This window comes from uncultured Sphingomonas sp. (genome assembly GCF_964243315.1).
Lineage (GTDB): Bacteria > Pseudomonadota > Alphaproteobacteria > Sphingomonadales > Sphingomonadaceae > Sphingomonas.
Window position 1 is genome coordinate 161,505 of record NZ_CAXTEM010000001.1, and the last position, 25,618, is coordinate 187,122.

A 25,618-nucleotide genomic window follows, 5' to 3' on the forward strand; every position below is an offset into this window, starting at 1 on the left:
TTCCTTCTCGTCAGCCCTCCACTGCGGCTCCGTACGGCACGTTGCGCCCGCCATAGCGGCGTACTCGCAGGTTCGCCTGTTCGCCGTGGCCGACAAAGCCTTCGAGCGCGCACAGCCGCGAACAATAAGCGCCGATCTCCGCCGAGGCTTCGTCTGTCAGAACGCGCTGAAAGGTGTGCGTCTTGAGAAAGGATCCAACCCAAAGTCCGCCCGTGTAGCGGCCCGCGCGCCTGGTTGGCAGGGTATGATTGGTGCCGATCACCTTGTCGCCATACGCGACATTGGTGCGCGGCCCCAGGAACAACGCACCGTAATTGCGCATGCGCTTGTGAAAATATTCAGGGTCGCGGCACAGTACCTGTACGTGCTCCGACGCGATCTGGTTCGCTACTTCAACCATCTCTTCGTCGGTTTCCGCCACGATGATCTCGCCATGATCGTGCCACGCGCGACCTGCGATAGGCGCGGTGGGCAGCACGGCCAGAAGGCGCTCCACCTCGCGTAGCGTATCATTTGCCAGCCGCTCTGACGTGGTCAGCAGGATCGCGGGAGAGTCCGGCCCATGCTCTGCCTGGCCGAGAAGGTCCGTCGCGCACATTTCGCCGTCTGTACTGTCATCGGCGATGATCAGCGTCTCCGTTGGCCCCGCTAGCAGGTCGATGCCAACGCGACCGAACAGCTGCCGCTTGGCCTCCGCGACATAAGCGTTGCCCGGCCCCACCAGCATGTCCACGGGCGCAATGGTCTGCGTTCCCAACGCCATCGCGCCGACCGCCTGGATACCGCCGATACAGTAAATTTCGTCGGCTCCGGCCAAATGCTGTGCTGCAACGATCGCAGGAGCGGGCCGGCCGCCGAACGGCGGCGCGCAAGTCGCGACGCGCGCGACGCCCGCTACCTTTGCGGTGATCACCGACATGTGCGCACTGGCCAAAAGTGGGTATTTGCCGCCCGGTACGTAGCAGCCAGCCGCGTCAACCGGGATGTTACGATGCCCTAGCACTACGCCAGGCCGGGTTTCGACCTCCAGATCCAGGATCGTAGCGCGCTGGTGCGTGGCGAAGGTACGAACCTGTTCCTGCGCGAAGGCGATGTCATCTAGGTCGCGTGGAGCCATGCTGTCCAGGCAGGCCTCGATTTCGGCATCTGTGAGGCGGTAGGAGTCCCGGTCAAGCCCATCAAAGCGGATGGATAAGTCACGCACAGCGTCGTCACCGCCGGCTGTGATCTGTTCCAGGATGCCCTCAACCGTATCGCGAACCTGCCGGTCGGCCTGCTGCCGCATGGTCGCGTCTGTCGCGCCCCGCTTGATCCACCGCGCCACAAACGCCCTCCCAATTGTTCTTCTTTTTTGCATACGCATGCAAGATAAGCCTGTCAACGCCACCCGCAGTACGTCAGCCGTTCTTTGGCGCCCGCCAGATCATTCGTTCTGGCGGGCCTGATAGCCCGCGCCGTGGCAAGCGAGCCGATTGGCGTACCAGTAACTCGCCGGGCACCTCGATCTCTGCCACCGAGCCACCATCGCCGTTCAGCTGCTCGTCCACGATCTCTGCCACCTTGTCCGCCATGGTCGCCAAAGGCTGCGAATACGTAGTGAGCAAGAACAGTGGCCATCGCGCAAGCTGAGAATCGTCAAAGCCTACGACCGATACCGCACGACCAACGTCTAGGCCGAATTCTGAGCGCGCCAGACCGATGGTTACGAGCGCCATATGATCGTTGGCACAGAAGATCGCGTCAGGTGGTCTATCACGACCCAGAAGCGCACGCGCGGCAGCGGTCGCGCCGGCGGTAGAGTAATTACCAATCTCGCGGCACGCCAGCTCCTTACCATGGTGGGCCAGCCGCTCTACGAATGCCTCCTCGCGGTCGCGGCTCGTAGAGGAGGTTTCTAATCCCGCAAGATAAGCAAAGCGCGTGTGGCGCCCCGCTACCAGGAAGTCGGCTATGGCTGCCGCCCCTTTACGGTTGGCTCCAGTGACGCTGGATACGCTACGGCTGTCTGTTTTGCGGTTCAGCATGACTATCGGTAGCCCGATTGCGCGGCACTCGTCGGCAAACACCGAAGACACGGAAGCAGAGACCATCACCAGAGCGTCTACCCGCGCATTTAGAACGTCCTGAAGGATTGGATCGTTGGACGCATCGTGACGGGAGGTAAACAGCAGGATGCGCTGGCCATATTGACCAAAGGCACCTGCCAGCGTCTCTAGCATTTCAGGGTAGAATTGATTTTCGAGTGGCGGCACGATGATGCCAATCATGTTCGATCGCCGGGTCGACAGCGAGCGGGCGATCAGGTTAGGTCGGTAGTTCAGCTCGGCCGCTGCTTTCACTACCTTTTGCCTGGTTTTTTCCGATACGCTAGCGCCCGGAGTGAAGGTCCGGGACACGGCCGACTGGGACACGCCCGCTCGGTGTGCCACGTCGTACGCGGTGACCGGACTGGATCGAACGAGAGGCGAGAGCTTCGGCGAGATCGGATCGGGTTCGTCAGACATGTCTTGTGGTGTTCCGCCGTTCAGGATCAGAGCATCCTAGCACAGCCTCCGTGCGCTCCCCATGCTCCAGCCCTGCTCAAACAAGAGTGCCCGCCGGACGAACCGGCGGGCACAGTGGGAGGAAGGAGGAGGCAAGAGGTTGCCTAAGGGGAACGCTTAGAAGTTGAGCCGTCCTCCGACTGCAAAGGTGCGGCCGAGAAGAGGATAGAAGGTCAGATTTGTCGCATTGGCACGGATCACCGCCTCGTTGCTTGCCATAATCGGGGGATCGGTATCAGTGATGTTCTCTACCTTCAAATAGAGTTCCAAGCCATCCTGAAACTCATACGAGATTGTCGTGTCGGTAAACACGTACGCGGGATAATTGTTTCGATCGATCTCTTTTGCGTTGTAGAGGTTGTTGTACTTGCCGCCACCAATAATGTTCGCCGCGACACGCGCGGTTAGGCCGGAGTTGCGGTAGATCAGCGTAGTAGTGTCACGCCATTTTGGCGTTGCTAGTGTACCCATCAGCTGCCCGGCCGAGTCGTTGCTTGCCCCGCTGATCGACACCGTTTCCAGCTTGTTCACGTAACTTGCAACCGAACTGAGCGACAGGGTGCCGTTCAATGCGCTGCTGATCCGAGACAGGGGTGTGACATAGGAAGCCTCGATATCAACGCCGTTTGTACGCAAACGCTGCGCGTTGAACGAAGTCAGGAAAAGACTGGTGATTCGGTTGGTCACCGGTTCGCGAGTGATAAAGCCGCAATAAGATTGATCACCTGCCACGCAGCGATCTACCGTTTCCTGCAGCGACACGCCCGAGATCGCGTCCTTGAGGTCAATGTCGTAATAGTCGACCGAAAGCGAGAAACCACGCAGGAAGTCGGGCCTGAACACCGCACCGACGGTCTTAGTCGTCGCACGCTCCGGCATCAGAGTTGGATTACCGCCGGTGAAATTGTCCACGGTCACTGTGGTGTTGGTGACCGGGTCAAACACCGTGGAGCCGCTGCTGCGGGTCGGGGCGGCGAACAACTCGTTTATCTTGGGAGCTCGGAAATCGCGCGAATAGGTACCGCGGAACCGTAGCTGCTTATTGATCGCATAGTTGCCACTCGCCTTCCAGACGAACGTGGATCCGGACGTGGTGTAATCGACCACCCTCCCAGCCAGGTCTAAGCGCAAATCCTCCACAAATCGGGATCCGCCCGCCAATGGGATGCTCGTCTCGAGGTATGCTTCCTTGACCTGCACGTCGCCACGATACGGCAAGGCCGTGCTCTGCCGCCAGCCGAGCGCCTCTGAGATCGGGTCGGTGGTAAATACAACCGACTCGTCGCGATATTCGCCGCCGAATGCGACGGACACCGGTCCTGCCCAGGTAGAGAAGATATCACCGCTGAAGTTGGCCTGAATGTCGAGGCCTCGGCTGTCGCCGTTGCGCGTGGACGTGCCAGTTGCATATGCAACTGCTGCGGGTGACACGGAACCCACGCCGAATACGTTGGCGGGGGCGCAACCGTCGCCCGGATTTGTGAGGGTGGAACGGCAGATCGGCTGGCCATTGGGTCCGATGACGGAGTCCAGCGCACGGTTCCAGTTAGCATTGTTGCGATTGTTCAAAGCAAAGCTGTTTAGCAAAGCCTTGGTGTATGTGACGGACGCATCCCACTTCCAGTCATCGAACAACTTGCCGTTCAGACCCGCCACTCCGCGGAGGTACTTGAACTCGGTGGTATTATCGTTGATCCCGAGTTCATAGTTCAGGCGACCCATACGAATTGTAGTCAGATTATTAGCTACCATCGCCGCGCGTATGTTGGTGGGCAGGAAGGCGTTGTCGCGTGAAACAGTAATGTCGGCATTGTTGTAGTTAGGCACATTTGTCGCTCGTCCGAGCGAGCGGGCGTACAGCCCCTCAACGAAGCCGTCCAAGCGGTCACCGAACTCCCAACTTGCCCGGCCGAATAGGTTGTCCCGCTCTGCCTGTGGCGAAAGCACGGCAAAACGCGGCGTAGACAGCTCACCGTCACCACCCTGCATGTACACGCCGGTTACGTTAGTGCCGCGGCGGAAAGTCGACTGCGCACCGTTCTCGCCGAATTGGGTAAATTGCAGCGGCCCGGCGCTGGTAATCAAACCGCCCGCGGTCATCGTGGCGAGCCGGCCGTCACGCACCTGGATGCGCCGCGGCTGATCATTTGTGGGCGTGTATGCAGCGTTGTTCAGCAGCACCCAGCCCGGCTCGCCCCAGTCACGTGCGCCTGCGTAGACGATATCTGGCTTACGATAGAGTGACCCGGCAACGACTACATGACCGCGCCCCCCGCCAAAATCAGTGCCGGCAGCTGCGTTTACAGAGAAGGCGCGGTTGTCGCCGGCGTCGGTGACACCGATCTCGCCATTGATCTTTAAGCCGTCGAACTTACCGTCGAGGAAGATATTCACGACGCCAGTCACCGCATCGGATCCGTATACGGAGGACGCGCCGGCCGTAACTACCTCCACCCGGCTGATCAGGGCGGCCGGCAGCAGATTTGTGTCGAACCCGCTGATCGGGCTGGAGTCGATCGCACGCCGACCATCGATCAGTGTCAGCGTACGAGTCGCGCCAAGGTTGCGCAGGTTGAATGTGCTGATACCCGGATCAACCGAGGCATTATTCTGGAGATTGGGGCGCAGCTGCGGGATATCTCGGACGATATCATTGACGGTCACCGGCGCTTTGGCAAGCAGCTCCTCCTGCGTGATCGCTGTCACTGGAGTCGGCGCCGAAAATCCCTTTTGGGCGATACGACTACCGGTAACGACGATCTCGCCGCCATCCTGCGTTGCAGCGTCCTGGCTTGTTGCCTGCTGACCGACAGCGTCTAAGGAATCTGGCGTCGTGCCGTTTGGTGTGCCCTCCGGCGCCAGCGGCTGACCAGGCTGCGTGTCTCGAGCTTGCGCTGCCTCTGTCTGCCCAGCTCCAGACGAATCTGTGGCTGTCTGCGCCGTTGCCGGCGTGGCTGCCAACCCCACGGCGATAGCAATTAGTGAAGCTCCGCGCATCAAACCCTCTCCCTCGCCGTCCTGCCTGGATCGGCTTATCCGAGCCCGTCTTTCTCGAGCGTCCCGTGACCGCATGTTCGTAATTGCATGCGCATGCAGGTTGATGCGGTCGCGGTCAGTGATTGTCAACCCTGTAGTGACTGAGGCAATCAGGCGATGTGCCGCGTATGTTGGACAAGGACGTTCCTGCCTCGCCAACGCTGCGGGTTCTGCCCACCTCGTTTTTGATGACGGGTCGTCGTGGCTGGTGATCGGTCGATTGGAGGCGTTCTTCCCGTTACTTGATCGCGCACGCGCGACCTGCCATCTGAAGTTACCCGAAGCTGCCAATCGTCATGGTTGCGGTCAGCAAGACCCACAATCAGCCATTCAGCACCAACGTGGGGCTCCCCGATTTCAGCCGTTCGTTCACTTGATCGAACGGCAGCTTCGACCGGGCGGGAAGCAGCTACCTGGATGTCCTGAGCTGGTCATTGGAGGACAAGAGAAGATGCGATTGCAACCGCACTTCGTCCATTCAAGAGCCACTCCGGCCAGCCGGGATAAAGCCGCCGTAAGTAGGCCGACTGGCGCAAACCAGATATATGGACTCGCCGTTGGCGTGCTGCCGCGTACCCGTTCTCTCGATAGGGTAATTTAACAATTTCGAGGCAAACGACGGCGGAGCAGCATTGTCCCTTCTTGTGAAGCAAGCTCAGCAAGGGCAGACATGCGGCGGGCTTATGGGGGATCATGAATGCGACGTCTGGCGCTACTGTTGCTATCGGCTGGACTCATTTCCGATTATGGAAATGCACAGCAGGCGGTGAAGGCCAGCGTTGCCGGGCCCTCTCATTATGCGACAGAGGTCTTCGCCCAAGTTCCAGCTTTCGAAGGTCCCGAAATCTCTCCTAATGGGAAGGCAGTGGCCGGAAAGGTGGCAATTTCCGGCAACCAGTACTTTGCAATTGTGTCGCTGGACGGCGCCAAGAAGGAGCTGATTGGCACGGGGGATGTCGACCTCAAATGGTGGCGCTGGGTCAACGATGACTGGCTGGTGCTCGGCGTCGGGCAGATCGTGCCGGTGCAGGGCAGCGAATGGTATGTGACCCGCGCATACGGTGTGCCAGCGAAGGGCGGCAAGCTTGTTAGGCTCACGTCGCGCGAAGCAGGTCAGAACGCGGACGACGTGGTGTGGTTTGCCGATGATGGCACTCCTCGAGTGCTAATGGCGTCGCAAAGCGCGATCTACCGTGACGAAGCTGGCTTTTGGCCGCATGTCGAGGAGGTCAACGTCTCTACTGGTAAGGCTAAGACAGTTCAGCTGGGGCGCGAGGGCGTCTGGAATTGGTATGCCGACGGTGGTGGTACAATCCGCATGGGGATCGGAACAAGCGACGACGGGCGTAATCGCCGCGTGCTGTACCGCGACACGGCGCGTGACAGCTACAAAGTGATCGATCGAGCCCGTACGCACCTTGAAGCGCTGACCGTCCCAACATTATTCTTGAAGGAGCCCGGCAAGGCCCTGACGATCAGTGATGATGAGGGCGGCTATTCGGCGTTATATGAGTTCGACCTGCGCACGCTCCAGCGCGGCAAGCAATTGTTCGCGACAAAGGGGTTCGACATCGGAGGGCTTAGGCGAGATCAAAGCGGGTATGGCTATCTCGGCGTCGACGTCCTGGAGGATAAGCCAGGCGTAATCTGGACGAACCCGGAAATGGCAGCAATGCAGAAGAATTTCGCCGCCCGCATAAAGGGCGGGTCGCCGCGCATCGTTTCGCTGAGTCGCGATCATAGCTCTGCAATTGTCCACATCGGTGGCGCAGATGCGCCGGGAGGCTATTTCTTCTACAATGGTGCTGATGACACCATGCAACTGCTGAGCACCAACAACTCGACCATTGGTCTTAAGCGGCTCCATCCGGTGCGTACAATTCGCTATAAGGGGCGTGACGGGCTCGAGATCGCGGCTGTACTGACGCTCCCACGTGCCGACACGAAGAACGCTCCGCTAATCGTTATGCCACACGGCGGCCCCTTTGCTAGGGACGCGGAGGAATGGGACTGGTGGACGCAGTTCCTTGCCGATCGCGGCTATGCGGTGGTCCAGCCGAACTACCGCGGGTCGTCGGGCTATGGCACGCTGTTCACGGCCAGGGGCATGGGCCAGTGGGGCCTCGCGATGCAGGACGACCTGAACGACGCAGTGGCTGCGCTCGTTAAGAACGGCATTGCTGATCCAAAGCGGGTGTGCATGGTAGGCGCATCATATGGTGGCTACGCCGCCATGCGGGCCGCACAGCGCGACGGCTCAATCTACCGATGCGCTGTATCCTACGCGGGCGTATCGGACCTCAATCGCATGCAGCGACACGACAGCGACTTTCTCGGCGCAGGCGCGCGCAAGGACTGGCTTAAAATGCAGGCGCCAGATCTGAAGGCAGTGTCGCCAATAAACTTCGCGAAGGATTTTTCGGTCCCGCTGCTGCTGGTGCACGGTAAGAAGGACCGAGTAGTGCCTATTGCTCAGTCTCGTGAGATGGTCGAAGGCCTTAGAGCCGCCCGCAAGGACGTCACCTACATCGAGCAACCCGCTGCCGACCATCATTTTACGCGTGGCGAGGACCGGCTTCAATTTCTCCAGGCGCTGGAGGCATTCCTCGCAAAGCACAATCCGGTCTGATCAGCAGCCAGTAATCTCACCCCTAGTAGTTGCACGAGGTAGCTTAGTTCGGGTGAGACGAGAGCATTGTTCAGCGCTGTATATGGTCAGCACGATGCCCAAGGATCAATGCCGGTAAAGCAGCCTCAAAGGCCGAGTGAGGCTCGCCTTCGCCTCCTCACTGAGGCAACTTCAGACGTTGGGAATGGCTCCTACCGATCGTCGTCGCCGCCTTTCGCGCTCAAGTCTAGCAACGGGAGCAGCAGGCCACCTGTAGCGACGACCCCGACCCCGACCAGCGCTCCCCAGCCAGTGTCGACGAGGCTCGACCATAGAAGCCAGGCGTTCGCTGCACAGAAGGCGAGCGGCAGCAACGGGTAGAGCGGCACCCGGAATGGGCGCGGGCGTCCGGGCTCGCGTTGGCGGAGCACGATGAGCGAGGCGCCCGTCAGCAGGAAGAAGAACCAGAAGGTCGGCGCGGTGTAGTCGACTGCCGTCTGGAAGCCGTCGCGGGCAAAGCCACCGGCCAGCACCAGCGTCAGCACAACTGCGCCCTGCGCCAGCAGCGCGTTGCGCGGCGATCCGCTCGGCGCGTGCCAGCGGCCGAGCCAGCGCAGTACGCGAACGTCTTGGCCGAGCGCATAGGCTGATCGCGCGCCGGTGATGATCGTCGCGTTAGCGGAGGTGAGCGCCGCCAGGGCCACCGCTACCGCCAGCAGAACGGAACCCACTGGTCCAAAGGCCGCTTGCATCACATCGGCTCCGACTGCTCGCGACGCGGCAACCCCATCCAAGCCGAGCACGCGGACATAGGCGAGGTTCACCAGCAGGAAGAGGCTGGTGAGCACCGCCAGGCTAATCAGCAGCACGGGCAGCACGCGCCGTCCGCCACCGCGCAGCTCGGCCGAGACAAAGGCCGCCTCGCTCCAGCCGCCGTAGGTCAGCAGAACGAACACCATCGCCAGTCCGACCGAACCCGCCCCAGAAGGAGGCGGCGCTGCCGGTGCCGGCGCGCCCGGCGCGACAAACAGCCCGGCTGCGATGACCATGATCAGCCCGCCGACCTCCAGCGGCACCAGCCATTTCTGCGCGCCCACGGCCGGGCGCAATCCAGCCCAGTTCAGCGCGGTAACCGCGACCGTCGCTGATGCCGCGTAGATGGCAGCAGATGCCTCACCGATCGGCAGCACAGCCGCGAGATAGTCGCCGAAGACAAAGGCAAGCACCGCCACGGACCCGGTCTGGATCACGGCAAGGCGTGCCCAGGCATACAGCAGTGCGAGCTTTCGCCCGTAGGCACGGCGCAGGAAATGGTAATCTCCCCCGACGTTCGGCCAAGCGGCGGCCAGCTCGGCGTAGCATAGCGCACCGAGCAGCGCGATCAGCCCTCCGGCCAGCCACAGCACCAGCATGCCCGCGGCACTCGAGCTGCCCTGGGCGACGATCGACGGCGCACGGAAGATACCTGCACCAAGTACGATGCCGATTGTGATTGCCACCCCGTCATGGACCGCAAGCGTTGCCTGTGGACCTGACTGGCGCTCCTCCACGTCTGGGGCTGTTTTCATGAACGCGCGCGGCTCCGATAGGTTCGCACGCTAACGCTTCAGACTGGATGGCAGCGACGGACCAGAGATCTCCTAGGTTAGAAAGCCGGACCCATAATCGGCCGCTCACAAGGCCATCGCTGCTACTCAGAAGCGGATCTTGGTTCAGCGGCCAGCGCGGAGCGGAGTTAGGCTTCAAACAATCTTTCGATCTCATCCAACCGGATCGTCATCGCTCTACCGGGTAGGTATATAGTCAGTCTTTGCCGTTCATCCTCGCTGAAACGAGCGGACTTGATCAGCAGGTCACGGATGGCTGCGCGACCGACAACCCTGTCGCCGCCGAGCCAGCCACTGCTTAGCTCGATCTCAGGTGCCAGGATGAGGAGTCCATAAGCGTCAGATGGCAGATGCTCATTTATGACGATGGTGCCCCTTCTAGCTTGATCGCGACTTGCTTTTAACCTGCGGATGTCAGGATGGCGACCGGCGGGCATGTGGCCCAGTTGCGGCCACTCAGGGCCGGTTTGCCGCTCCTTGAACCGGCCGTTTGTTCATCTCAGCCATTGGGAACGACAGCTGAACGACAAAGTTTGGAAGAGACGGCAGCGGCAGCGCGTTGTTGTGGCGTTTCAATCAGACCGAGGCGACCAAGTAGTCCATCCGGGCGAGGTTCTCGATCAACATTGGACCGTGGGGCCTCCAGCCGAGCCGTTCGCGTGTGACCGTCCCGGAAGCAGGCATGTCGAATGCGGCGAACTCCGCCAACCACCCGAAATGCGCCGCGGCCTCGGTCTGGCTCATGGAGGAGACCGACACGCCCAACCCGGCGCCGATTGCCTCCGCAATCGACCGCATCGGTATGGCCTCTTCGGCGACTGCGTTCCAGCGGACGCCCGGCTTGTGTCGTTCCAGCGCCAAGACATAGAGGCGCGCCACGTCCTCCACGGCGGCGGCGCACCAGCGGTTGCCGCCTTCGCCCACATAGACCGACATGCGCTTTTCCCGGGCAAGATCGATCAGCGGCGAGATCAGCCCCTGCTTCACCGGATCATGGACCTGGGGCAGCCGCACGACGCCTACCGAGACGCCGCATTCGCCGGCCGCCAGGCCTGCGAGTTCGCTGGCGATGCGGGGCATCGGGTGATCGCGGTCGAGGACGTCCTCGCGCGCGAACTGCCCCGCCCCCGGGCTACCCATGCCGACCGCCGAGGTAATGAGGAGCGGTCGATCGGACCCGGCGAGCACGTCGGCGATCGCCTCGATCACCCGCCGGTCCTTGTCACAATTCTCTGCGTAGCGCGCGAAGTCGTGGTCAAAGGCGGTGTGAATCACGGCATCGGCATCCTCGGCGCCCTTCGCCAGCGCTGCCGGATCTTCGAGGTCTCCGCGGTGGACCGCGGCGCCGGCCTCCTCCAGTTGGCGTGCACCCGCGTTGGACCGGGTGTTGCCGACGACCTGGTGCCCGGCCGCGAGCAGTTCGGGCAGGATCCGGGAACCGATGAAGCCGGTCGCGCCGGTCAGGAATACACGCATGGGAAATCCCCGTGTTGAAGAGGATCGCATGTCACCTCAGATGGAAGCCTGTTAAAGTAGTGAGATTATCCCGGTATAAGCAGCACCAGGCTTGATCATGTCCGACGGTACGCCAAATCAGCTCGGCACTTACCTGCGCGATCGCCGTATCCGGCTCGACCCCGCGACGTTCGGCTTCGTAGGCGGCCGCCGGCGGACGCCGGGGCTGCGCCGCGAGGAGGTCGCCGCCCGCGCGAATATCAGCCCGACCTGGTACACCTGGCTTGAGCAGGGCCGCGGCGGCGCGCCCTCTGCCGACGTGCTCGATCGCATCGCCAAGGGGCTGATGCTGACCGAGCCTGAGCGCGAGCACCTCTACATGCTGGGCCTCGGTCATCCGCCCGAGGTTCGCTACCAGCCGGTCGATGGTCTCACCCCGCGGCTGCAGCGTGTGCTGGACGCGATGCCGCTCAGTCCGGCCATCATCAAGACTGCGATGTGGGACGTCGTCGGCTGGAACGGGGCGGCCGCAGCGCTGCTGACCGACTATTCCAAGCTGCCGCGGGAGCAACGCAATATCCTCCGCCTCATGTTCAGCAGCTCCCGCATCCGCGCCAAGCAGGGAAACTGGGAAAGCGTCGCCCGCTTCGTGGTGGGCGCGTTCCGGGCGGACGTGGCGCGAGCCGGGGCGAGCGGAAGCGCGGAGGTAACGGCGCTCGTCGGCGAGCTCTGCCGAGCAAGCCGCGAGTTCGAGGCGCTGTGGCGGGACAACAACGTGGTCGCGCACGGCGAGGGCGTGAAGTGCATCCAACACCCTGACGCAGGCTCACTCGACCTGGAGTTCTCTTCGTTTGCGGTCGAGGGGAGGCCTGAGCTTGGGATGATCGTCTACAACCCCGCCTCACCCGCGGATGCCGAGCGCCTCCGCGCGCTCATCGAGTCTAAGGCGGTCTGATCAGATCGGAGCGGGTTCCCGTTAGACCCAGAAGCAGTCGCTAGACGCCCGCTGTTCGCCTCCCAACTTCTGCCATCCGCTCATCTCGAACGCGAGAGGCAAACCGCGGTATTGTCGGGACGAGTGGATGGCACCGAATGGGGGACGCACGTACAAAGCAGTATGCCGAGCGGCCGTCGGAACTCAGAACATCCACCGACGATATGGATGCAAACTGGCGGACGCCCTCTTCATCGAACCGCATCCCAGCTTAGGCGGAGAACATCATGATTTCACCCTACACGATCAAAATACCTGACGAACGGCGCGCCACAATCAGAGCCAAGGTCGAGGCTTATGACTGGAGCCAGCTGCCGGATGCGGGGGGCTGGTCGGCGGGGGTCGGGGTTGTTGACCTCAAGCGGCTCGCCGCGTATTGGCGGGACAGCTACGACTGGCGTGCGGTCGAACGGCGCCTCAACGCACTCCCCAACTTCATGGCCGACGTGGAAGGCGAGCACCTCCACTTCGTTCATGTGAAAGGCGACGGCTCCAAGCCGCCCGTGCTACTTCTCCACGGTTGGCCGGGCTCGTATCTTGAGTTCGAGCGGCTGTTGGAGCCGCTCGCCGCGGACGGGCATGATGTCGTCGTCCCCTCGCTTCCTGGATTCGCGTTCTCCAACCCGATCACGCGCCCGATCGGCCCGCGGCGGGCTGCTGCGCTCGTGCATGCCTTGATGATCGAACTGTTCGGCGACGCGCGGTACTTCATTCAAGGAGGGGATTGGGGCCACAGTATCGCGACTTGGGCAGCGCATGATCGACCGAACGCTCTACTCGGCATCCATATCAACATGATGACCATACGCGCGGAGTTAGCTTCGGTGTCCTCATGCCCGTGGCTGGGGCGGTTGGTAAACTCGGCGGGTGCCATGCCGCCGAGGCTGCTGTGCGGACGCACGGTGTTGTAGTCGGTCCGCCATGCCTCGATGATCCGTCTCGCCGCAGCCAACGAGGGGAACAGGTGCTCGTTCAGGCACTCGTCGCGCAAGCGACCATTGAACGATTCCACAAAGCCGTTCTGCTGCGGCTTGCCAGGCGCGATGTAATGCCACTCGACGCCGGTGTCCTGGCACCAGGTGAGGACCGCATGACTGGTCAGCTCGGTCCCGTTGTCGCTCACCACCATGCACGGCAGCCCGCGATGCTCGGCGATGGCGGTCAGCTCGCGGACGACCCGCCGCCCTGACAGCGAGGTGTCGACGATACACCCCAGGCACTCCCGGCTGTAATCGTCGATCACGTTGAGCATGCGGAACCGCCGGCCGCAGGCCAACGAGTCCGACACGAAGTCGAGCGACCAGCGCTGATTGGGTTCCTGCGGGATCGCCATCGGCGCCCGCGTGCCCAGCGCTCGCTTCCGGCCACCACGCTTGCGCACCGTCAGCCGTTCCTCGCGATACAGCCGATAGACCTTCTTCAGGTTCATGCCCTTACCCTCGCGTTTGAGCAGGATCGCCAGCCGTCGATAGCCAAACCGCCGACGCTCGTTGGCGATCTCGCGCATCCGTTCGCGGACAGCATCGTCCTTCCCCCGAAGCGGCTCATATTGCCACGCCGACCGGTTGACCCCGACCAGCCTGCAGGCGCGACGCTCGGAGAAGCCGTGGTCGGCCATCAGCTTCTCCACCGCAGCGTAGCGCTCCGCAGACCGGGTCAGTTTTTTCCCAGCAGATCCTTCAGCGCCGACACGTCGAGCATCGACTCCGCCAGCAGCTTCTTTAGCCGCCGGTTCTCGTCCTCCAGCGTCCGCAACCGCGCCGCCTCCGACACGGTCATGCCGCCGTACTTCGCCTTCCAGTTGTAAAACGTCGCATCGCTGATGCCATGCTTCCGGCACAGCTCGGCGGTCTTCACGCCAGCCTCATGCTCACGCAGCACGCCAATGATCTGATCCTCGGTAAATCGGCCTCGCCGCATCGCTCGTCTCCATCTGACGAGCTAACTTACCAATGGCATGATTTCCGGGGAGCAGGTCAACGAGTATGGATGTATGCCTAGTTCTGCCGTCAGCCGGCCGCTACGCCATCGCGGCCCGTCATGATGCGAACGCTAGCGGCAAGTCGGACTGGAACGATGGTGGCGCCTTCTCGCGCAATCCAAAGCTATCGCTTCTCCGCATGCGGCCTCGTTTTCAGGATGTCGTAATCGACGTGCCGAACGGTGGATCCCGAATTCGGATGGTCATGAATTATCGACACGGCCTGTCGATCGGTCCGGTCAACTGACGAGGACGACACCGACGCCTCCCTCAGTAATATTCAACACCCCCACTATCGCACATCGGTGCAATCGGGGGCGTCCACCCCATTTCCACTCTCGTCGGCCTTGGCGCGATCCATGTTCGGCAGCGTAGCGTCGATGATCGAACGGCCATGTAACTGTTCGGCAGGTGCCGACGCAGGGTCAGCCGCTGCGATTGGATCAGCTGTCCAACAGGGCGTTACTACGTTGGGACCAGGTCGGTAGTACTCCTTATCAAAATGGGCTGCGCGCCACCTAGGGCTATGCAGACCATCGATCTCAGCTTTGCGTCGCGCGAGATAGCTCGCGCGGGTCGCTGCGTACGGGTTAGGGGCGTTCCGGAGCTTAGTTAGGCTTTCGTCGAACGCGATCCGATAGTCGAGCGCGCTCAGAACGTTGGCGGGGATGGTGAATGCCGCCTGGTCGAACGGCGCGCCAACCACCGTCGGGAGCACAAGACGATCGCCCACCGTCCCCAGCAGGTCGCGAAGCGTCGTTGGTCCGATGAGAGGCAAGAACAAGTAGGGCCCCGGGCCGACGCCATAGTAGCCCAGCGTGTTCGCAAGGCTGTTCGCACGATGCGGAAGGTTGAAGGGCTTCTGCTTTGCGACATCGACAACGCCAGCGATACCTACCGTCGTGTTGACGGCGAAGCGGCCGAGCGTCTCTGCGGCCTTTCCAGGCTTCAGCTGCAGCAGGTAGTTCAAGAAGACGATTGGCTCCTGCAGATTGTCCAGGAAGTTGTGGATGCCACGCCGCACGGGCCTGGGAACGGCCTTCTTGTAACCCTTCGCGAGCGGCGCCACGATCGCACCGTCTAGCGCTTGGACTGCCTTGTACGATTGCACATTCAACACTTCGACTGGATCATCGGACGGCTGACGTCGTCCGGACACCACAATGTCCTCCGGCTGATCCGGCGTTCCGTTACCATCCTGAGCCGCTGGGTTAAGGATGCCGTGTTGAGGAACGAGTGCGGATAGAGCGGTCAACTCACCCGGCCCACGAACCGCAACAGCGTCCACGTCAGGAACGACGTTCGACTTGGTCTCATCCACGGTTGGCGCCGCCATGGCCGGCTCCGCCGGAGGCGAGACCGAGAGCGCCGGCCGAGCTTCAGTCGCCGAAGAAGCTTGGCTCGTCAGCCGAGTGGCCACCTCGGCGTTGTCCGGCGCGGGCGCTATCATCAACAGGAGGGCGTTCAGGAGTGTAGGCGTCATGCATGGTTCCTTGGCGCCGCCGTCACGGAGGTCGGCACGCGCACCCCGCCGATCAGGCGTCAGCCATCGGCTGGAGGTCGTTGATGTGAAGGCGGCTGGGAGCCGCGACCGCCTGGAGGTGAGTCCACTGCTCGTTCCAAGGCGCTGCTTCAGGCGGCTGTCGTTCGTCATGGCCGGCCGTGTTCGACCTCGACCCTCACCCCGCTCGCTGGGGCATGGACAGGTTCGTTGATGCAGTGGACGCGGTCGACCGTGATCCAGGCTCCCGTCGCCCCGCCTCCCGCCCAATCAGGAACTCCGCCACGAAAAGGTTGGGAACCCAGCAAAGAACCGATATCGCCCGGTAGGAAGGCAGATCCGGCAGCCCCATCACCTCGAAAAGGGGGATGTAGATCCGGAGCGTCACGGCGGCGAGGGTCAGCGCCCAGGAACGGATCATCCAGCGCCGATGCGATGCGAACCGCCCCGACATCGCCCTCCGCCAGCCGAGCCACGTGGCATAGAACCATACGACCGCCAGGCCGCCGAAGCCGACGCTTGCGATGGGGCCAGCGCTTGAGCCCAGGGCAAGCACAAGACCGGCGACCGCTCCGATCAGGCATGATGATGCGTAGATCCTGCCCATCCGGCGGTGCAGTCCTGGTCGGCTACAACGCATCTTGCCGCTGAATTGGATTACACCGGTTAAGAGCGCGGTAGAGGCGAAGCCGACATGTACGACGAGCCACACCGTTCGGAACCGATTGGCCGCTATGATCGGAGGGACGGGCCCGATGTTGAGAAGGTAGCGGTACGACAGCAGCGCCACGGCTACCGCCAGGACGAAGACCGTCCGATGAATCAGCGGGCGGGTCCAAGTGACCAGCCGCTCCGCCTCCAGACGAAGCAGTTTCGGCCGGGCAAGAAGTTGCACCTCTGGCATGCCGGATCTCCTATGATTGTGCCTCGCGATGTGCGCGCGAGGCCAGCTTGTTTGAGTGGTGAACCGAGGGCGGTGCCCCTGTCGACCTGGGTCAATTGATCCTGTTGGCAGGCTTCTCGGGAGGTGGGACAAAGGTCTCGCCCGGTTCCGTGACGCGGATCTGCACGTCGCCCAGTGTCGATGACCGATGGCTCACCATGTCGCCTGCCTTCAGGTACCGGCCGGCCGCCCGCTCCATGTCGATAAAACCCTCGATCATGACGCGCTGCGCCGATTCACCGCGCAGCATGGGTCCGGTGAAGATGTAGCGCGCGCCACCAGTGAGGAAGTCACGTGCCCGCGGCGGCATGAAGATAACGCCCTCCGACGTGCCTGACATCACGGCTGACCCCCTCGCGATCCTTCCTCCAGCGAGCAGAGGCACGGGCGAGCCGCGGTATCTGTAGCTTCCACCCTCGCCGTTCGTCAGCGCCTTGCCCACGATGCCACGGAAATCGACGATCATCTCCACCCCACGCGCGTCCTGCCGGACGACGCGATTGACCTCCGTGGTCATCCTTTGACCATCGACGAAGGACTTCCAGTCACCCGGAATTACGAGAAAGGGGCCTGTAGGGAAGAAGTCGTCACCGCTCTTGGCGTCACTGAAGCCGCGGCCCGACTCGATGTGCTTGGGATCGACCAGGCGCATGAGCTTGGCACGATCGGTGAAGTCGCCACACAGGAAGAACCCTTTGCGTGCCGCGTCGAAGTCCGCGACCGACGAGACGTTCCGATCGAAGCGGACGCAGATCTCGACCTCGTAGTCGAGGAGCGCCCCGGGCCTCAACGCGACGCTCGTCCGAGGCGGAGTGGCGGAGTTGAACTTTGGGAAGTTGAAGATGTTGCCGATCCCGGCCTCCTTGGCATGCTCGCGAAAATTGGTGCCGGTCGCGACATGACGGATGCTGGTCCCGCCTGCCGGGAGAAGCCGGTCCATGCGATAGCTCTTCTGCCCCTTGGCGCGGTATGCCTCCGCCAGACGTGCAGCGCCGAGCTTGGACATGACGTCGAAGACGTCCGCATCCAGCGGCGCTCCCGAAGCCGTCAGATCGACCGCGCGCACGAGATCATGGTCGAACCCGGTGACCAGGAGGGTGACGACGCGCCCCGCAGCATCGCGCGTCTGCGCGAAGGTGAAGGCGATCCGGGCATCTGCGATGCTCGAGACCAGCGGTTCGGCTTCGCGGCTGACCTGGTTCGCCGCTGGACGGTCGCCGCAGGCGACCGCACTCAACAACAAGGCGCCTATTGCGGCTTTGTGAACCATGGGCATGGCCACTCCTCCTTTCGAGTTCAAAAGCGGAAAGAAAGAGCGAGCCCGCCGACTGCCTGAAGCTTGGAACCCTCCTTGACGATCGGGCTGTCCTTGGCGTCACCCAGATAGTAGTTCGCGCCGGCGCGGGCGATCAGGCCCCATTTCTGGTTGAACTGATATCCCGCGGTGAGGCCCGCGCCGGCATCTCTGATCCCGCCGTCCGGCTGGTAGGCGGCAAGGCCGGAACTTGCAGCTTCCGCCGGCGTGACGCCGAAGAACGCGCGCGTGTACTTCTTGTCGGCGAATGTCGTCTGCGCGTCGACGTTGAGAAAGAACTTCTGCGAACGGTAGGCGGCGTAGGACACCTGAGCCGAGCCAACGAGACCGTCATGGCCGTCGTTCACGTCCTTGGCCAAGGTGACGTCAAAGGCGATCTCGCCCTGACCATACTGGTTGCCGCCGAACCTGTAGCCAACGAAGCCGCCGAGTTCGACCGAGGAGTCGACGTCGTTCAGCAGCTTCACTCGACCGCTGCCGTCCGAGGAGCTGTTCCGGTTCCCGCGGAAGTTGAAGACAGGTCCGATCTGCACGCGGCTGTCACCCAGCAGGTCGACACGTGCGCCTAGGCCCCGCAATTGAACCTCGACGCCCTTCCAGCCGACGTTGCCAATCAGCAGCGGAAAGAGCTGATACTTCTTGGCCCCATCGAAGGCGGGCACCGCACCCGGCCCAATCGCCAGGAAGCCGTGCGCACCGCCTTGCGGACGACCATCCGCATCCTGTGCCGATGCGGGTGCCGCTACGTCCGCCTCGGCGGTCGGCGGGGCTCCGAGAGCCTCCTGTGCTTGGGCCGATGTGATCTGCAGGCCTGCGATGATCAGCGCCATTCCGAGATAGTTGCGCTTCATTTTGTGCTCCCTGACACAGCGGATCATCGTTGATCGGCCGTTCGAGAGCTGCGCTAGGGACCTGTTCTCCGCCGAGACATCAGCTCTTCGCAGTTGCACCATTTACTTCGTACATGTACGCCGTACGCACGAGGTGGAGCGGTTCACGATGCGCGATTTCGCGAGTTTGCAGGGACAGGACTGGTGGACGCGGATGACCGGGCGCGCGGGGCTGGCGATGCTCTTTGCGGCCATCCTTGCGTTTCTCGCCCCGTTCGGCACCTATCGCTTCGACGTCATGGGCCGCGTCGGCTACTGGACGGTGCAGATGGCCGCATGGCTCGTACTCTCGGCCGGCGCAGAATGGGTTGTCTCCCGACTCCCCAGGTTCCGATCGCAGTCATCGCTTCGGCGGCGTATCGTCGAGACCGGAATTGCGACGTTCCCCATGATTGTTGTCGTCGGCGTGGCAAACAACATGATGAACGGCTGGCTGCCCTACCCTGACGAAGTCGTAGAGCTGTTCGTGTCCATCGCTTTGATCGGCGGCGGGTTTACTTACGTCGCGGATCGCGTCGTGGGAGGGCTCGTCGGCACACATGCGGGTACTGTTCTGGCGCTGGCGGGCACATCTACCACCGGCGAAGTTCCAGCGGCCGGGGTTCTCGGCTTTGATCGTGAGCCGCTTCAGGAGGAGCAGCCTTCCGACACGGCTCTGATCCAGCGCCTGCCGGCGCATGTCCGCGTCGACATCATCTGCCTGCAGGTCGAGGATCACTATGTGCGGGTTCACTCACGACTGAGCAGCGCCATGATCCTGATGCGCTTTTCAGATGCGCTTCGAGGCGTCGACCACATACCGGGATCGCAGGTGCATCGCTCCTGGTGGGTCGCGGCGAGTGCAGTCGAAGGGGTTCGACGGACCGGGCGCACGGCGCAGATCACGCTGTGCAACGGTCTGTCGGTGCCAGTGTCTGCACCCTATTTGTCTCATGTGACAACCTCATGGGGTTCAATGGAGACGAGCGCAGCTTGACCGAGCATTGTGACTTCGCAGGACGTTGGCGGGAGGCACAGGGCTTCGACGCCAGTCGCGAGGTGCTTCGGGATGCCGCCTATGACATCATTCACAGCAAGAGCCTCGAAGACCTGAACATGAGAGGCTTGGCCGCGCGGGTGGGTGCGAGCGCCATGGCCGCGTACAGATACTACCCCGGCAAGGATGCATTGATTGAGGAGATCCGTCTGCACATCAGCCGCAGGTTCGCAGCGGCCTTGCAAGAGGAGGCGGCCAAATCCACCGAACCGCTCGAGCGGTTCCGGCGGACGTGCGTGGCCTACCTCAATTTCGCCGTGAGCAACGAGCAGGACTATCGCTTGATGTTCGGTAGCGTTGCCTGCCTCACGCCAGTCGTGGAAGACGTGGATCGGGGAGCGCCTGCCTGGGAAGGACTCCTAAGAGTGCTGGAGGACTTGTACCATCCAAGTCGTGCGGCGGACATTGTCGAGCGAGCTCATTTCGTCTGGGGAAGTCTGCATGGCATCGTCATGCTTCACCTTTACAAACGCCTGACCCGGGGGCGTTCTATCGAGGATTTGGCAGAGCCGCTGGTCACGTTCCTGACGAAGGCTCTGTGCGCGCCTGGTGTGGCGGAGCCGATGCCAGTGGCTGTAAACTGACGATAGGTCCTGCACTAGCGAAACGACGGGTTGCGAACCGACCACCGCCCGTGAATTCGGCTGCGATATGCGCCTAGCTCTTCTCGATCGGCTAACAGCGCTCGGCACCTCAACGCACGAACGAGTTCTCCGACCGCCCCGCTGGTGCGGGTGCGGGAGCGGATGGTGATCGCTCAACACGTAATTCCGCGAAATCACGGGCAACTCGTAAGGCTCGCGTATCGTGAAACGCGTCCGGCGCAGTAACTGGCGCAACGACGAACTGTCGCCAATCAGCTCCATCGTTCCGGCCTACTCAGGGTCCGTCGCTCCTCCCGTCGCAAGGAGGCGCTTCAAACGCTGATCCCGAGGTAATGACCATGGCATATATGTGCTTCGAAGCTACGGCGGCCGATGCGCTGGCGGAACAGAGGCCCTCGCCTCGCCTGCAAAGCACCTCGCCGTTCGTAAGCTTGACGCCTCTGGAGTGGTCAGTCGTGGCGCTGGCACGTGGAGATCGGCTCTCGACGCTTCGCACTCCAGGGCGTCTCTCCACGATCACTGACGCCTTATTCGGGCGCCACCAGAACCCCTGCCTCGCCGACCCTCGGTTGGAAGTGCTGCGACGTGTCGCGGTCCTCGTCTGGCATCATGGATCCCTGCTGCATGATGCGGAATACGAGGGCTTCATCGCGATGGGCTTCACGCACGCGCACTATCGGCTCATCGTTGGTGGGATCGCAGGGGGACATGCGCCGGTCGTCGCGAAAAACCGTGAAATGAGTGGTCCTTGATGCTTAACCGTAGAAAGGCTGCCGCTGCGGCAGGAGCTGGCGACCTTCATCTGCAAAACGGCTGTAACTCCGCTCGCGTCCGCTTAGGCGTGCGCTGGAGTTTGGTCATCCGCTGCGTCCATGGACACCAACACCGGTCGGCGAGCCCCTGCGACGCCGCTTGATTGAACGTCCTCTCAGATCATCATGGAGGCGCTGGCGATTGTAGCCGGCGCCTCCTGACGTTGCCGACTTACTCGGTGGCTTGAGTTTTAGTTGCACGCTTCTTCGTGGACGGCGCCGGTGCTCCATCTTCGGCCTGTGCCCGCTTGCGGCCCAAACCGATTGTTTTGGCCATCGCACTGCGCGCGGCAGCATAGGAGGGCGCGACAGTCGGATAGTCGGCCTTCAAGCCGTAGCGCTCCCGGTACTCGGCAGGCGTCAACCCGTTTGTGGTCAGGTGCCGCTTCAAGGTTCGGTACGGCTTGCCGTCGATCATCGAGATGATGTGGTCAGGAGACGCGAGCGACCTCCGTACGCTCACCGCCGGCGTGTACTCCGGCGCGGGCTCTTCTTCAGGTGTAGCTGGTCCTGCCAGGCTCGTCACAGCGCTATGCATCTGCCGCAAGAAAGCGGGAACATCGTCTGCGTTCGTCCGGGTGTTTGGGTTAGCCAGCCATGCAATCGTCAGTTCCGTCGCCAGCTCGACGGAGTTATTCTCATCGTTCAAGATATCATTCCTCGGCGGGTCGCTCCCGCGATCCTGATCTAGGTTTATGCGTTAACGAGATCAATGCAGTCGCCGCGCTCTTTTTGCACCCAACGTGAATGATCTGAGCATCACCCGTTCACCTCCTCTCGTCCAAGGAGCCTGCGCAGTCTGCCTGCAACCAGACTGCCCTAGTAACTGGCGCCCGCGATCTGTTGTGCATCGTCGCGGGCGCCGCCTTTTTCAGGCAAGCTCATCCGCATAGATTTGAGGCTTATGCCTCTGTCATTAAGCACGAGCCTTTACGCTACCTGCAATGCTACTCACCCATAGAAGCTGGCATGACAGCTCAACTAAAGCCCCTGCCCGCCTGGCTCGATCTGGATGAGCGTCGATCGGAGCGCCGGCAGATGAACATCGCTGCGTTCGTCCAGACGCAGGTCTATCCGGCGCAAGTGGGCGTCCGCGTAGTCGACATCTCCACCCACGGGTGCTTGCTGGCGATCCCGGGCGGCCTGCCTCTCGGGCGCTATGTGACGCTGACGCTGCCGGGGCTCGTTAGCGTAGAGGGTTGGATCGCTTGGTCGAAGAACGATCAAGCTGGCCTCGATTACGCACGATCGCTCCCGCCGGCTGTCGTTGAACGCATCATCAGCGAACACGCGACCCACGCCAGCGATTGAACCGGCGGTAGAGCAAGCCCGTCTGGCTCACTCGCCTCCACGCATCGCTGCCAGCGCGAGCCGGATCGCCGACGCACGATCACTCGAGGAAGGCTGCAGCTGACCCCAGGCGAACGCTGAGCGGTCTGGCGCGCCATCGATCCAAATCTGTCCGGCAACGTGGAAGAGCTCCGAGACAGTCGGATCGCGCCCTGTCGCGACGCACTCGATCAACTCTGGCAACGGCGAGATCATGTTGGAACCTCCGTCAGTAATAGGTACCATCTGGCCGCGACAGATCGATGACGAGATAATCTTTGCCGGACTGCGTCCACGCTGCGCATGGCTAGAGGCGCCACCCTTGGCCTCGCGGACATCGGCCTCTCACCGGAACTCCGCTGCCCTGGCGACACCATCTGCTGAACCTATCTCGCGTTTGCGAATTTACGCGGAGGAGGAGATCATCACCATGGCTGACAACAAGAGCGACGTTGGATCACCCGACAGGGACCGGATTGCCATGAGCGAGGAGCATGAGGTTCGCTACTGGACGAAGGCACTTGGCGTATCGAAGGAGCGCCTACAGCAGGCCGTCGACGCGGTGGGATCTTCCGCCGCCAAGGTCCGACAACACCTTGCAGATTAGCGCATGAGCAACCTTCCTGGCACCACGGAGCCCGGCGGCGCTTCTCTGAAGCGCAAGGCTCGCCGCGCAGCCGCCGCAGGGACGAAGACGTCGGAATCGCGCAAGTGCGCCTGCTGCGCTCCTTCCCCGCTGCTTGAAGGCAACAACGATGGGCAGCAGAGCCATCGGTCTCCGTCATCCAGGCGCTAACGGCGCCAGCGCCAGGAACGGTATTACCCGCTTAGCGACGCTGGGCAACGAGCACTAGTTGTTGGGTCCGTGAACGCTGGCGCCAATCTGCCATTGTCGCAATTGTGCCCGCTCGAGAAGATCGTCAGCTCCCAATATGACCAGTAGCCAGCTTCAGGATCTCATCGTCGCATCACTCGTCCGCAGGCTTGGTGGCACGGCAAGACGCTGGCGCCTGGTGCTCGGCGCAATCAGGTTTCACGACCCTTCCAAGTACCTCTGTAATTGGTCGTTCGCACCGTCAGGCGAACCCCGAGAGCTTGCCGAGGTGGAGAACATGCTCGATGTTCTCAGGCTCGAACATCCGCACGTGGATGCCGGCTAGCTAGGCACAGCCACACGCAGGTTGAATGCAGCGGCTTACGCAACCGGCTCACTCCGGTCGTAACCGACAGGACGGCAGGCTGTAGAGAGGATCGGCGGTTCGGAACCTCATCCCGATCCTGGAGCGTCCGAGCCATTTGCATCGTTGTCACGCCCGATCGTTCCCGCGGCCTCTGCTGCCGCGATCCCCGAGGTGTCGATGATCTCGAGACGTCGACCGTCGACTTCGATTTCCCGGAGGTACTCAGCCGAGAAGTCCTGGTCAGGGCCGGTCGGCCCCGGCTTCGGTCCACTCTCGCCATCCTTGTCGACATCACTGCTGCCTTCGGCGGTGGCGTTGTCTGTTGCTTGGCCGTCGGAGCCCGCTTGCCCGCCACCGTGATAGCCGATCTCCGTCTGACCACCGTGCCCAAGGATGCCGTTCGCGTCGCTGTTGCCATCCTTGCCGGTATGCGGGTTGTCATAGCCCCCACCGCCACTTTCGCCACCAGCGGTTCTGGCGTCGGACTCATTCACGCCGTCAGGCTTACCTGTGCGGTCTCCGCCGCCACTCACTGGCGTAGGCTGTTTGTCGCTCAAGACAGCGCTCCCGTTAGCGCCAGCACCGGGCTGTCGCTTGGAGCGTCGCCGGGGTCTGCGGGCATGGCTATCGGCGGCTCCGGGTTGTCGGGCCCCGGAAGTGAGGCCGGTTGATCATCAGGCATCGGCGTCCCGTCGGGTTCGCGGATCGGATCAGGGGCATAGGGGTCGGGTGGTAGCGTTGCCATATTCATCTCCGTTTTGCGTCGGCTTCAGGAAAAGAGCGTCGCTCGTCGGCAACGTCACTCTGAGAAGAAGCCGCTTGTTCAGGTTTCCATCGGACGCGACTTTTGATCATCGTGAAGGTGGCTGTCGTCGCCTTCCTTCTCGGTGCTGCTGTCATCCTCGCCGCCGCTGGAACCATCTGTTCTGCTTGGCACCGGAGCACCCTGCTCACTCTCGTCCAGTGCCTTGCCATCCGCGCCGGCGTCGGGGCCCTCGCCTGCGCCTGCTCGATCATCGCTCATCATCGTTCTCCAATGATGAGGCAACGGTTCGTTCATCAGATCGGGCCCGGAACCACGGAGCGAGCGAGTCAACGCGCAAGGCTTGAGTTCACCCACCTGGCGAGCGGGAAGGTCAGCAGCGCAGAGACCGAAGCCGAGCCGAGTATCGCGACGAGAAGCTGGTAGATCATGATAGTCCCTGTCCGATGTCGACACAGCATCAACATCTCAGATGAGGCTTTGGGTTCCGGCACCGGAAACTCTCCCCAACGGCAGCGGGATCACTAGGACAGTCCGAGTGCTTTCCTCGTCAGGCAGTCAAAAAGGCCGGGCCTGTTCCCAATCGCGAACCGTTGATCGTTCACCTACCCGGAGAATGTCTATGTTCATGCGCGTCGATAAGTTGCAGGCGAACCTGCCCGATCCTACCAAGCAGGATCCCAATGCCGCCGCCGCGCTGCGCGAGTTGCTCGGCGGTAAATATGGCGAGATGTCGACGCTCGGGAACTACATGTTCCAGAGCTTCAACTTCAAGTCCAAGTCGAAGCTCCGCCCCTTCTACAGCCTGGTCGCCTCGATCACCGCCGAAGAACTGGGCCATGTCGAGCTCGTCTGCGCCGGCGTCAACATGCTCGCCAACGGGCCCGACGGTGACGACACCGGCGATGGCGGCGACGTGTCGATGACGCCGTTCGAGAGCATGACCGAGATCCGCGACGCGGCGAGCTTCCTGTCGAACGGCGGCGGCGCGACGCCGACCGACTCGAATGGGCGGTCGT

Annotated in this window: 23 protein-coding genes and 2 pseudogenes; 11 read left to right on the forward strand and 14 right to left on the reverse strand. The window is 62.2% G+C overall.

The features are described 5' to 3' along the window. Positions 1-10 precede the first annotated feature (10 nt). The 4 genes and pseudogenes from hisD to ACFE77_RS00595 form a co-directional block, all read right to left on the reverse strand. Positions 11-1,363, reverse strand: coding sequence for a histidinol dehydrogenase (gene hisD / locus ACFE77_RS00580; protein ID WP_375419666.1), 1,353 nt, complete (start codon positions 1,361-1,363; stop codon positions 11-13). A 34-nt stretch (positions 1,364-1,397) separates the two neighbouring features. After that, positions 1,398-2,267 (reverse strand): substrate-binding domain-containing protein, encoded by an 870-nt coding sequence (locus tag ACFE77_RS00585; RefSeq protein ID WP_375419692.1) that lies wholly within the window; start codon positions 2,265-2,267, stop codon positions 1,398-1,400. Between the two features lie 48 nt (positions 2,268-2,315). Continuing rightward, positions 2,316-2,504 (reverse strand): annotated as a pseudogene (locus tag ACFE77_RS00590) (LacI family DNA-binding transcriptional regulator); the annotation flags it as partial. Positions 2,505-2,660: 156 nt separating this feature from the next. Beyond that, positions 2,661-5,540, reverse strand: coding sequence for a TonB-dependent receptor plug domain-containing protein (locus ACFE77_RS00595; RefSeq protein ID WP_375419667.1), 2,880 nt, complete (start codon positions 5,538-5,540; stop codon positions 2,661-2,663). Positions 5,541-6,276: 736 nt separating this feature from the next. Here ACFE77_RS00595 and ACFE77_RS00600 point away from each other — a divergent pair. Further along, positions 6,277-8,208: an alpha/beta hydrolase family protein gene (locus ACFE77_RS00600; RefSeq protein ID WP_375419668.1), complete on the forward strand. Its 1,932-nt coding sequence runs from the start codon at positions 6,277-6,279 to the stop codon at positions 8,206-8,208. Positions 8,209-8,399: 191 nt separating this feature from the next. On the opposite strand, the gene ACFE77_RS00605 is transcribed toward ACFE77_RS00600, so the two are convergent. Beyond that, a complete protein-coding gene (locus tag ACFE77_RS00605) occupies positions 8,400-9,755 on the reverse strand; it encodes an APC family permease (RefSeq protein WP_375419669.1) in 1,356 nt (451 codons plus the stop codon). Between the two features lie 615 nt (positions 9,756-10,370). Continuing rightward, the gene (locus tag ACFE77_RS00610; protein ID WP_375419670.1) at positions 10,371-11,270 is read right to left on the reverse strand and encodes an SDR family oxidoreductase; all 900 of its coding nucleotides are present in this window, start codon (positions 11,268-11,270) and stop codon (positions 10,371-10,373) included. Between the two features lie 97 nt (positions 11,271-11,367). On the opposite strand from ACFE77_RS00610, the gene ACFE77_RS00615 reads away from it, so the two are divergent. Together ACFE77_RS00615 and ACFE77_RS00620 are read left to right on the forward strand one after the other, a co-directional pair. Then, the gene (locus tag ACFE77_RS00615) at positions 11,368-12,204 is read left to right on the forward strand and encodes a helix-turn-helix transcriptional regulator (RefSeq protein WP_375419693.1); all 837 of its coding nucleotides are present in this window, start codon (positions 11,368-11,370) and stop codon (positions 12,202-12,204) included. A 266-nt stretch (positions 12,205-12,470) separates the two neighbouring features. Further along, a pseudogene (locus tag ACFE77_RS00620) lies at positions 12,471-12,974 on the forward strand (epoxide hydrolase family protein); the annotation flags it as partial. Here ACFE77_RS00620 and ACFE77_RS00625 read toward each other — a convergent pair. After that, a protein-coding gene (locus ACFE77_RS00625; RefSeq protein WP_375419671.1) for an IS3 family transposase occupies positions 12,956-14,163 on the reverse strand; the annotation gives its coding sequence in 2 pieces (ribosomal slippage) (positions 12,956-13,914 and positions 13,914-14,163; 1,209 coding nt in all). The pseudogene ACFE77_RS00620 and the gene ACFE77_RS00625 sit on opposite strands and share 19 nt — an antisense overlap. 65 nt (positions 14,164-14,228) lie before the next feature. On the opposite strand from ACFE77_RS00625, the gene ACFE77_RS00630 reads away from it, so the two are divergent. Continuing rightward, positions 14,229-14,471, forward strand: a complete 243-nt coding sequence (locus ACFE77_RS00630; protein ID WP_375419672.1) for a DUF2141 domain-containing protein — start codon at positions 14,229-14,231, stop codon at positions 14,469-14,471. 45 nt (positions 14,472-14,516) lie between these two features. Here the strand turns inward: ACFE77_RS00630 and ACFE77_RS00635 are convergent, their stop codons facing one another. The 4 genes from ACFE77_RS00635 to ACFE77_RS00650 form a co-directional block, all read right to left on the reverse strand. Beyond that, positions 14,517-15,707 (reverse strand): VacJ family lipoprotein, encoded by a 1,191-nt coding sequence (locus tag ACFE77_RS00635; RefSeq protein WP_375419673.1) that lies wholly within the window; start codon positions 15,705-15,707, stop codon positions 14,517-14,519. A 196-nt stretch (positions 15,708-15,903) separates the two neighbouring features. Next, a complete protein-coding gene (locus ACFE77_RS00640; RefSeq protein ID WP_375419674.1) occupies positions 15,904-16,629 on the reverse strand; it encodes a DUF2306 domain-containing protein in 726 nt (241 codons plus the stop codon). Between the two features lie 91 nt (positions 16,630-16,720). Further along, positions 16,721-17,944, reverse strand: coding sequence for a fumarylacetoacetate hydrolase family protein (locus ACFE77_RS00645; RefSeq protein ID WP_375419694.1), 1,224 nt, complete (start codon positions 17,942-17,944; stop codon positions 16,721-16,723). A gap of 20 nt (positions 17,945-17,964) precedes the next feature. Beyond that, positions 17,965-18,834 (reverse strand): MipA/OmpV family protein, encoded by an 870-nt coding sequence (locus ACFE77_RS00650; RefSeq protein ID WP_375419675.1) that lies wholly within the window; start codon positions 18,832-18,834, stop codon positions 17,965-17,967. A 148-nt stretch (positions 18,835-18,982) separates the two neighbouring features. Here ACFE77_RS00650 and ACFE77_RS00655 point away from each other — a divergent pair, with 148 nt between their 5' ends. The 3 genes from ACFE77_RS00655 to ACFE77_RS00665 all read left to right on the forward strand — a co-directional run bounded on the left by ACFE77_RS00655 (position 18,983) and on the right by ACFE77_RS00665 (position 21,266). After that, positions 18,983-19,849, forward strand: coding sequence for a LytTR family DNA-binding domain-containing protein (locus ACFE77_RS00655; RefSeq protein ID WP_375419676.1), 867 nt, complete (start codon positions 18,983-18,985; stop codon positions 19,847-19,849). Then, on the forward strand, positions 19,846-20,493 hold the full coding sequence (locus tag ACFE77_RS00660; RefSeq protein ID WP_375419677.1) for a TetR/AcrR family transcriptional regulator: 648 nt from the start codon (positions 19,846-19,848) through the stop codon (positions 20,491-20,493). The genes ACFE77_RS00655 and ACFE77_RS00660 overlap by 4 nt, the downstream gene beginning before the upstream one ends. A gap of 353 nt (positions 20,494-20,846) precedes the next feature. Continuing rightward, positions 20,847-21,266 (forward strand): hypothetical protein, encoded by a 420-nt coding sequence (locus ACFE77_RS00665; RefSeq protein ID WP_375419678.1) that lies wholly within the window; start codon positions 20,847-20,849, stop codon positions 21,264-21,266. A gap of 232 nt (positions 21,267-21,498) precedes the next feature. On the opposite strand, the gene ACFE77_RS00670 is transcribed toward ACFE77_RS00665, so the two are convergent. Further along, entirely contained in the window at positions 21,499-21,975 is a 477-nt protein-coding gene (locus tag ACFE77_RS00670; RefSeq protein ID WP_375419679.1) for a MucR family transcriptional regulator, read from the reverse strand. Between the two features lie 320 nt (positions 21,976-22,295). On the opposite strand from ACFE77_RS00670, the gene ACFE77_RS00675 reads away from it, so the two are divergent. The 3 genes from ACFE77_RS00675 to ACFE77_RS00685 all read left to right on the forward strand — a co-directional run bounded on the left by ACFE77_RS00675 (position 22,296) and on the right by ACFE77_RS00685 (position 23,815). After that, the gene (locus ACFE77_RS00675) at positions 22,296-22,637 is read left to right on the forward strand and encodes a PilZ domain-containing protein (RefSeq protein ID WP_375419680.1); all 342 of its coding nucleotides are present in this window, start codon (positions 22,296-22,298) and stop codon (positions 22,635-22,637) included. A gap of 448 nt (positions 22,638-23,085) precedes the next feature. Then, positions 23,086-23,262, forward strand: a complete 177-nt coding sequence (locus tag ACFE77_RS00680) for a DUF3606 domain-containing protein (protein ID WP_375419681.1) — start codon at positions 23,086-23,088, stop codon at positions 23,260-23,262. Positions 23,263-23,587: 325 nt separating this feature from the next. Next, the gene (locus ACFE77_RS00685; RefSeq protein ID WP_375419682.1) at positions 23,588-23,815 is read left to right on the forward strand and encodes a hypothetical protein; all 228 of its coding nucleotides are present in this window, start codon (positions 23,588-23,590) and stop codon (positions 23,813-23,815) included. A 107-nt stretch (positions 23,816-23,922) separates the two neighbouring features. Here ACFE77_RS00685 and ACFE77_RS00690 read toward each other — a convergent pair whose 3' ends face one another. Then, entirely contained in the window at positions 23,923-24,393 is a 471-nt protein-coding gene (locus tag ACFE77_RS00690; RefSeq protein ID WP_375419683.1) for a hypothetical protein, read from the reverse strand. 266 nt (positions 24,394-24,659) lie between these two features. Then, positions 24,660-24,896, reverse strand: a complete 237-nt coding sequence (locus ACFE77_RS00695; protein WP_375419684.1) for a hypothetical protein — start codon at positions 24,894-24,896, stop codon at positions 24,660-24,662. Between the two features lie 331 nt (positions 24,897-25,227). On the opposite strand from ACFE77_RS00695, the gene ACFE77_RS00700 reads away from it, so the two are divergent. Continuing rightward, a partial coding sequence (locus ACFE77_RS00700) for a manganese catalase family protein (RefSeq protein WP_375419685.1) occupies positions 25,228-25,618 on the forward strand: 391 nt, incomplete at its 3' end.